This is a genomic window from Enterobacter sp. RCC_40 (genome assembly GCF_041360735.1).
In the GTDB taxonomy this organism is placed as follows: Bacteria; Pseudomonadota; Gammaproteobacteria; order Enterobacterales; family Enterobacteriaceae; genus Enterobacter; species Enterobacter ludwigii.
Window position 1 is genome coordinate 20,980 of record NZ_JBFUPR010000013.1, and the last position, 8,220, is coordinate 29,199.

The window sequence follows — 8,220 nt, forward strand, 5'->3', positions numbered from 1 at the left end:
GGATTTGCTCCCGTCGGAGTTAGCACAATCTGGTGTCGGGGGTTAGCCCGACACCAGTGACCTGTTTGAGCGAGAATTACTCGTCTTCCAGTTCGATGTTGATACCCAGCGAACGAATCTCTTTCAACAGTACGTTGAAGGACTCTGGCATGCCCGGTTCCATCTGATGATTGCCGTCCACGATGTTTTTATACATCTTGGTACGACCGTTCACGTCATCAGACTTAACGGTGAGCATTTCCTGCAGGGTGTATGCTGCGCCGTATGCTTCCAGCGCCCACACTTCCATCTCCCCGAAGCGCTGACCACCGAACTGCGCCTTACCACCCAGCGGCTGCTGAGTAACCAGGCTGTAAGAACCGGTAGAACGAGCGTGCATCTTGTCGTCGACCAGGTGGTTCAGTTTCAGCATGTACATGTAACCTACGGTTACCGGACGCTCGAACTGTTCACCGGTACGGCCATCAAACAGCGTAATCTGACCAGACGTTGGCAGACCACCCAGTTGCAGCAGCTCTTTGATTTCAGCTTCTTTTGCACCGTCGAATACCGGCGTTGCAATCGGCATACCTTTGCGCAGGTTCTCTGCCAGACGCAGCACTTCTTCATCGCTGAAGGTGCTCAGGTCGACTTTCTGACGAACGTCGGTACCCAGATCGTAGGCACGCTGGATGAATTCGCGCAGTTTCGCGACTTCTTCCTGCTGTTTCAGCATGGCGTTGATCTTATCGCCGATACCTTTCGCAGCCATACCCAGGTGGGTTTCCAGAATCTGACCGATGTTCATACGAGACGGTACGCCCAGTGGGTTCAGTACGATATCTACCGGCGTACCGTTAGCATCGTGCGGCATATCTTCGATCGGGTTGATCTTAGAGATAACACCCTTGTTACCGTGACGACCTGCCATCTTATCACCAGGCTGGATCTGACGTTTAACAGCCAGATACACCTTAACAATCTTCAGCACGCCTGGTGCCAGATCGTCGCCCTGAGTGATTTTACGGCGTTTCGCTTCGAGTTTTTTCTCGAACTCGTGTTTCAGTTCGTCATACTGCTCAGCCAGCTGTTCCAGCTGATTTTGTTTCTCTTCGTCGGTCAGGCCCAGTTCCAGCCAGCGATCGCGTGGCAGTTTGTCGAGCTTCTCAGCTTCAACGCCACCGGCAACCAGCACCGCATAGATACGGCTGAACAGACCCGCTTCGAGGATCTGCAGTTCTTCAGACAGGTCTTTCTTAGCCTGTTTGAGCTGCATCTCTTCGATTTCCAGCGCACGCTTATCTTTTTCAACGCCGTCACGGGTGAAGACCTGAACATCGATAACTGTACCGGAAACACCGTTTGGTACGCGCAGAGAAGAGTCTTTAACGTCAGACGCTTTCTCACCGAAGATAGCACGCAGCAGTTTCTCTTCTGGCGTCAGCTGGGTTTCACCTTTCGGCGTTACCTTACCAACCAGAATGTCGCCGCCGGTCACTTCTGCACCGATGTAAACGATACCGGATTCATCCAGTTTGGAGAGCGCAGCTTCACCCACGTTAGGGATGTCAGCGGTGATCTCTTCTGGCCCCAGCTTGGTGTCACGGGACACACATGCCAGTTCCTGAATGTGGATGGTAGTGAAACGATCTTCCTGAACCACACGCTCGGAGACGAGGATGGAGTCTTCGAAGTTGTAACCGTTCCACGGCATGAACGCTACGCGCATGTTCTGACCGAGCGCCAGTTCACCGAGGTCGGTGGACGGACCGTCTGCCAGCACGTCGCCGCGCTCAACGGGCTCACCCAGAGACACACAAGGCATCTGGTTGATACAGGTGTTCTGGTTAGAACGGGTATATTTGGTCAGGTTATAAATGTCGATACCTGCTTCGCCCGGGTACATCTCGTCTTCGTTAACTTTGATAACGATACGGGAAGCATCCACGTACTGAACAGTACCGCCACGTTTAGCCACCGCAGTAACACCGGAGTCAACGGCAACAGCACGTTCCATACCGGTACCAACCAGCGGCTTATCAGCACGCAGAGTTGGAACGGCCTGACGTTGCATGTTCGCACCCATCAATGCACGGTTGGCGTCATCGTGTTCCAGGAACGGAATCAGGGACGCACCGACGGATACCACCTGCTGGGTGGATACGTCCATGTAGTCAACCTGGTCGCGGCTGAACAAGCTGGATTCGCCTTTGCTACGGCAGGTAACCAGATCTTCTACAAAGTGGCCTTCGTCATCCAGGTTGGAGTTCGCCTGAGCGATAACGTAGTTGCCTTCTTCGATAGCAGACAGATAGTGAATTTCGTCAGTTACAACACCGTCGGTCACTTTACGGTACGGCGTCTCAAGGAAACCGTATTCGTTAGTCTGTGCGTACACGGACAGGGAGTTGATCAGACCGATGTTTGGACCTTCAGGCGTTTCGATTGGACATACGCGACCGTAGTGAGTCGGGTGTACGTCTCGAACTTCGAAGCCTGCACGTTCACGGGTCAGACCGCCTGGGCCGAGTGCAGAGATACGACGTTTGTGCGTGATCTCAGACAGCGGGTTGTTCTGGTCCATGAACTGAGACAGCTGGCTGGAACCGAAGAACTCTTTCACTGCTGCAGAAATCGGCTTGGCGTTGATCATATCCTGAGGCATCAGGGTATCCAGATCGCCCAGAGACAGACGCTCTTTCACCGCACGCTCAACACGTACCAGGCCAACGCGGAACTGGTTTTCCGCCATTTCGCCTACGGAACGGATACGACGGTTGCCGAGGTGGTCGATATCGTCCACTTCGCCTTTGCCGTTACGGATATCGATGAGCTTCTTCATCACTTCGATGATGTCGTCTTTGCTCAGGATACCGGAACCTTCGATCTCATCACGCAGCAGAGAACGGTTGAACTTCATACGACCAACCGCGGACAGATCGTAGCGGTCTTCGGAGAAGAACAGGTTCTCGAACAGGCTTTCAGCCGCTTCGCGAGTTGGTGGTTCACCAGGGCGCATCATGCGGTAGATTTCTACCAGCGCGCTCAGACGATCGGTCGTTGGATCGACGCGGATAGTCTCAGAGATATAAGGACCGTGGTCCAGATCGTTGGTGAACAGCGTTTCGATGCGTTTGTGGCCAGACTGGCTCAGCTTAGCCAGCAGATCCAGGCTCAGCTCCATGTTCGCCGGGCAGATCAGCTCGCCAGTTGATTCATCAACGTAATCTTTCGCGGCTACTTTTCCAGCAATGTATTCAACCGGAACTTCGATGAGTTTGATATCATCTTTTTCCAGCTGACGGATGTGGCGCGCGGTAATACGGCGGCCTTTTTCCACATACACTTTGCCGTCGGCTTCGATGTCGAACGACGCGGTCTCACCACGCAGACGCTCTGGCACCAGCTCCATCTGCAACTTGTTGTCGCGGATTTCAAAGATTACTTTCTCAAAGAACAGGTCCAGGATCTGTTCAGTGGTGTATTGCAGCGCACGCAAAATGATGGTCGCAGGCAGTTTACGACGACGGTCGATACGGACAAACAGGTTGTCTTTAGGATCGAACTCGAAGTCCAGCCAGGAACCACGGTAAGGAATGATACGCGCGTTATACAGTACTTTACCGGAGGAGTGTGTTTTACCTTTATCGCTGTCGAAGAAGACACCCGGGCTACGATGCAGCTGGGAAACGATAACACGCTCAGTACCGTTGATGACGAAAGTACCGTTGTCTGTCATGAGTGGAATTTCACCCATGTAGACTTCTTGTTCTTTAATGTCTTTTACGGTGCCTTCTGGCGCTTCGCGCTCATAGATCACCAGACGCAGTTTTACGCGCAGCGGTGCGGAATAGGTCACGCCACGGATCTGACATTCCTGAACGTCAAACACCGGTTCGCCAAGGCGGTAGCTGACGTACTGCAGCTCGGAGTTACCGCTGTAGCTCTGAATCGGGAACACGGAACGGAAGGCTGCTTCCAGGCCGTACTGCCCTTCAGGATCTTGCTCGATAAACTTCTGGAACGAGTCAAGCTGGATAGAAAGGAGATATGGAATGTCCAGAACTTGTGGACGTTTACCAAAATCCTTACGAATACGTTTTTTCTCGGTATAGGAGTAAACCATAGGGTTCCTCAGCTCGCTGACAAGTCGACCCATCTGTCCGACGAAGGGACAGTTTGTGCAACACCATTTTGTGGACCGGAAAATTGAATACTTTCCGCAATACCTGTTGCTATCACGCTTAAATCATTTCGTCGCGATTTACACAGAGCGCGCACCCTGTCGCAATATATTAAGTCGTCGATAGAAACATGCATTGTCAGGACAACCAGTAGTCAAACAGTGTGAAATGCTACTGATGCCTTACAGCGCAAAAAGGCTGGTGACTAAAAAGTCACCAGCCATCAGCCTAATGACTTAGGCTGCAACCAGAAAAGTTGGCTTATTTAACTTCAACTTCAGCGCCAGCTTCTTCTAGAGATTTTTTCAGTGCTTCTGCGTCGTCTTTGCTCACGCCTTCTTTCAGCGCAGCTGGAGCAGCTTCTACCAGGTCTTTAGCTTCTTTCAGACCCAGGCCAGTTGCGCCACGTACTGCTTTGATAACAGCAACTTTGTTAGCGCCAGCAGCTTTCAGAATTACGTCGAATTCAGTTTTTTCTTCAGCAGCTTCAACCGGGCCAGCAGCTACAGCTACAGCAGCAGCAGCGGAAACACCGAATTTTTCTTCCATTGCAGAGATCAGTTCTACAACGTCCATTACGGACATAGCTGCAACTGCTTCAATGATTTGATCTTTAGTGATAGACATTTAAATTGTTCCTGAAAATCAGAATAAGTTTATACGTAAGCAAATGCTTTATAAAGATAACTGCGATTAAGCAGCTTCTTTTGCATCGCGAACAGCAGCCAGAGTGCGAACCAGTTTGCCAGCCGAAGCTTCTTTCATGGTTGCCATCAGGCGTGCAATTGCTTCTTCGTAGGTCGGCAGGGTTGCCAGGCGATCGATTTGCGATGCCGGGATCAACTCACCTTCAAAGGCTGCAGCTTTGACCTCAAATTTTGCATTCGCTTTCGCGAACTCTTTGAACAGACGAGCAGCAGCGCCCGGGTGTTCCATAGAGTATGCAATAAGGGTCGGACCAACAAACGTGTCTTTCAGGCACTCGAAAGGAGTACCTTCAACTACGCGACGCAGCAGGGTGTTACGAACAACACGCATGTATACGCCAGCTTCACGACCTGCTTTACGCAGTTCAGTCATTTTGTCTACAGTAACGCCACGGGAATCCGCAACTACTGCAGACAGCGCGCCTTTGGCTACTTCGCTGACTTCAGCAACAATCGCTTGTTTGTCTTGAAGATTTAAAGCCATTAGCTTTGCTCCTGGATGTTTGCCGGAACTCATGTTCCGGAACTCACTTCACTCTCCCCAACGGAAAGAGCGTCTTAATACGGTGAGCAGAAACAAGCCAGAGTATCCAAAAATAATCTTAGCGTTCTGTCACCGTCTACGCAGGGCATTAAGTTTCTTGCGAAACACCTGCGGTCTTCGACGGAGGCCTGGATTAGGCCAGGCTCCAACGAACAAATCTTTTAGCCGCTAACTTTTGTTAGCAAACGTGGGGGTAAGATTGTAGACAAAATCACCGCCCACGTAAAGGCATTAGTTTGCAGCAGCGCTCAGGCCAGCCTGGTCAACTGCAACACCTGCACCCATGGTGGTGGAGATGCTAACTTTCTTGATGTACACGCCTTTCGCCTGAGTTGGTTTTGCTTTTTTCAGCGCAACCAGCAGAGCTTCCAGGTTTTCTTTCAGTTTGTCAGCGTCAAAGTCCACTTTACCGATGGTGGTGTGGATGATGCCGTTTTTGTCGTTACGATAACGAACCTGACCTGCTTTAGCGTTCTTAACAGCTTCAGCAACGTTAGGGGTTACAGTACCCACTTTCGGGTTTGGCATCAGGCCGCGTGGACCCAGAACCTGGCCCAGCTGGCCAACAACGCGCATTGCATCTGGAGAAGCAATAACAACGTCAAAGTTCATTTCGCCTTTTTTGATCTGGTCAGCCAGATCTTCCATACCTACCAGTTCAGCGCCGGCAGCTTTAGCCGCTTCAGCGTTTGCACCCTGAGCAAATACAGCTACGCGTACGGAACGGCCAGTACCGTGTGGCAGTACAGTTGCACCGCGAACGTTCTGATCAGATTTACGAGCATCGATGCCCAGGTTAACAGCAACGTCAACGCTTTCAACGAACTTAGCGGTAGCCAGTTCTTTCAGCAGAGCGATAGCTTCGTTGATGTCGTACTGTTTGGTCGCATCAACTTTGTCACGGATCACGGACATGCGCTTGGTCAGTTTAGCCATTTCTTAGTCCTCCACTACCAGGCCCATGGAACGTGCAGTACCTTCGATTGAGCGAGTCATCGCTTCAATGTCGGCACCAGTCATGTCGGCAGCTTTGGTCTGCGCGATTTCCTGCAGCTGAGCGCGGGAAATTTTACCCACTTTGTCTTTGTTCGGTTTACCGGAACCAGACTTGATACCCGCCGCTTTCTTCAGCAGAACTGCTGCTGGAGGGGTTTTGGTAACGAAAGTGAAAGAACGGTCAGCGTATACAGTGATAACAACTGGGATTGGCAGACCTTTTTCCATGGATTCGGTTTTGGCGTTGAACGCTTTACAGAATTCCATGATGTTCACACCCTGCTGACCCAGAGCTGGACCAACTGGTGGACTTGGGTTCGCCATACCTGCTGCAACCTGCAGCTTGACGTAGGCTTGTACTTTCTTAGCCATTCTAAAATCCTCTGATTGGGTGATAACGCCTCAAGGAGGCTCCCCGTGAATAAAATCGTTTTACAGGCCGCAGCCCATAAAAACAAAAGGCGCGAAATTGTATTCCAATCTCGCGCCTTGTGCAACGATTAAATCGTCGCTTTTTTGATCGCTGCTTAGGCTTTTTCTACCTGGGCAAAGTCCAGTTCTACCGGGGTCGCACGACCGAAGATAGAAACGGACACTTTCAGGCGGGACTTTTCGTAGTCCACTTCTTCAACCACGCCATTAAAGTCAGCAAACGGACCGTCATTAACACGAACCATTTCACCCGGTTCAAACAGCGTTTTCGGACGCGGCTTATCCCCCACCTGCTGCAGGCGGTTCATAATCGCATCAACTTCTTTGTCGCTGATTGGCGCCGGACGGTCAGACGTGCCGCCGATAAAGCCCATCACGCGCGGTACGCTGCGCACCAGGTGCCAGCTCGCGTCGTTCATAACCATCTGAACCAGCACGTAACCCGGGAAGAATTTACGCTCGCTTTTGCGACGTTGGCCGCCACGGATCTCGACCACTTCTTCGGTCGGAACCATAACTTCGCCAAATAACTCTTCCATGTTGTGTAATTTGATATGCTCACGCAGCGACGTTGCTACGCGGCCTTCAAAACCGGAAAACGCCTGAACGACGTACCAGCGCTTTTTAGGGGCTTCAGACATCTCAGAACCTCAGGCCAGTGATAAAGGATACCAGGCGAACCAGAATACCATCCAGTCCCCACAGGATCAGTGACATTACAGCGGTAACCGCCGCTACGATCAGCGTGGTGTGCAATGTTTCCTGGCGAGTCGGCCAAATTACCTTGCGGACTTCGGTACGCGCTTCGCGAGCAAAAGCGACAGTCGCTTTGCCTTTTGTCGTCAACAGCGCGACACCACCCGCTGCAGCAATCAGAATTACCACTGCAAGCGCGCGTAGCGGCAGCATCATGTCACGATAAAGGTAGTTGCCGACAATCGCTACAATCAGCAGCACGGCTACGACTACCCATTTCATCGCTTCCAGGCCGCGCCCGCTCCCTTGAGCTTCGGTATTCGCACTCATAAACCAACCTGTCAGAAGTATTCTACAAACATTTTCACCCCGCGATTGCGAGGCAAACCAAATCGAAATGCTAATTCGCTTTTCGGATTATACGCTCTCTGCAGAGCCTGTCTCAGCAATGATTATGACAAATTTAATCACTGATGAGCCAGGTTCTGATCTGAAAGCGTGCAAAAAGGGCATCAAATGATGCCCTTTTATTGCGCATTGCGTCAAATGTTATCAGCAATTAGCCGAGAACTTTAGCAACCACGCCCGCGCCAACGGTACGGCCACCTTCACGGATTGCGAAACGCAGACCGTCGTCCATCGCGATTGGGTGGATCAGCGTCACAACCATCTTGATGTTGTC

At 51.4% G+C, this 8,220-nt stretch carries 7 protein-coding genes and 1 pseudogene; all 8 read right to left on the bottom strand.

Features of this window, described 5'->3' with window-relative positions:
- Positions 1–76 precede the first annotated feature (76 nt).
- Positions 77–4,105, bottom strand: a complete 4,029-nt coding sequence (rpoB, locus tag AB6731_RS22620; protein ID WP_020882980.1) for a DNA-directed RNA polymerase subunit beta — start codon at positions 4,103–4,105, stop codon at positions 77–79.
- A gap of 319 nt (positions 4,106–4,424) precedes the next feature.
- Positions 4,425–4,790: a 50S ribosomal protein L7/L12 gene (gene rplL / locus AB6731_RS22625; RefSeq protein ID WP_014168154.1), complete on the bottom strand. Its 366-nt coding sequence runs from the start codon at positions 4,788–4,790 to the stop codon at positions 4,425–4,427.
- A 66-nt stretch (positions 4,791–4,856) separates the two neighbouring features.
- Positions 4,857–5,354, bottom strand: a complete 498-nt coding sequence (gene rplJ, locus AB6731_RS22630; protein ID WP_004097644.1) for a 50S ribosomal protein L10 — start codon at positions 5,352–5,354, stop codon at positions 4,857–4,859.
- A gap of 291 nt (positions 5,355–5,645) precedes the next feature.
- The gene (gene rplA, locus AB6731_RS22635; protein ID WP_006810530.1) at positions 5,646–6,350 is read right to left on the bottom strand and encodes a 50S ribosomal protein L1; all 705 of its coding nucleotides are present in this window, start codon (positions 6,348–6,350) and stop codon (positions 5,646–5,648) included.
- Positions 6,351–6,353: 3 nt separating this feature from the next.
- Positions 6,354–6,782, bottom strand: a complete 429-nt coding sequence (rplK, locus tag AB6731_RS22640; protein ID WP_008808007.1) for a 50S ribosomal protein L11 — start codon at positions 6,780–6,782, stop codon at positions 6,354–6,356.
- Positions 6,783–6,937: 155 nt separating this feature from the next.
- Complete coding sequence (gene nusG, locus AB6731_RS22645; protein ID WP_003862341.1) at positions 6,938–7,483, bottom strand: transcription termination/antitermination protein NusG; 546 nt, start codon at positions 7,481–7,483, stop codon at positions 6,938–6,940.
- 1 nt (position 7,484) lies between these two features.
- Positions 7,485–7,868: a preprotein translocase subunit SecE gene (gene secE, locus AB6731_RS22650; RefSeq protein ID WP_003862342.1), complete on the bottom strand. Its 384-nt coding sequence runs from the start codon at positions 7,866–7,868 to the stop codon at positions 7,485–7,487.
- Between the two features lie 229 nt (positions 7,869–8,097).
- Positions 8,098–8,220 (bottom strand): annotated as a pseudogene (tuf, locus tag AB6731_RS22655) (elongation factor Tu); the annotation flags it as partial.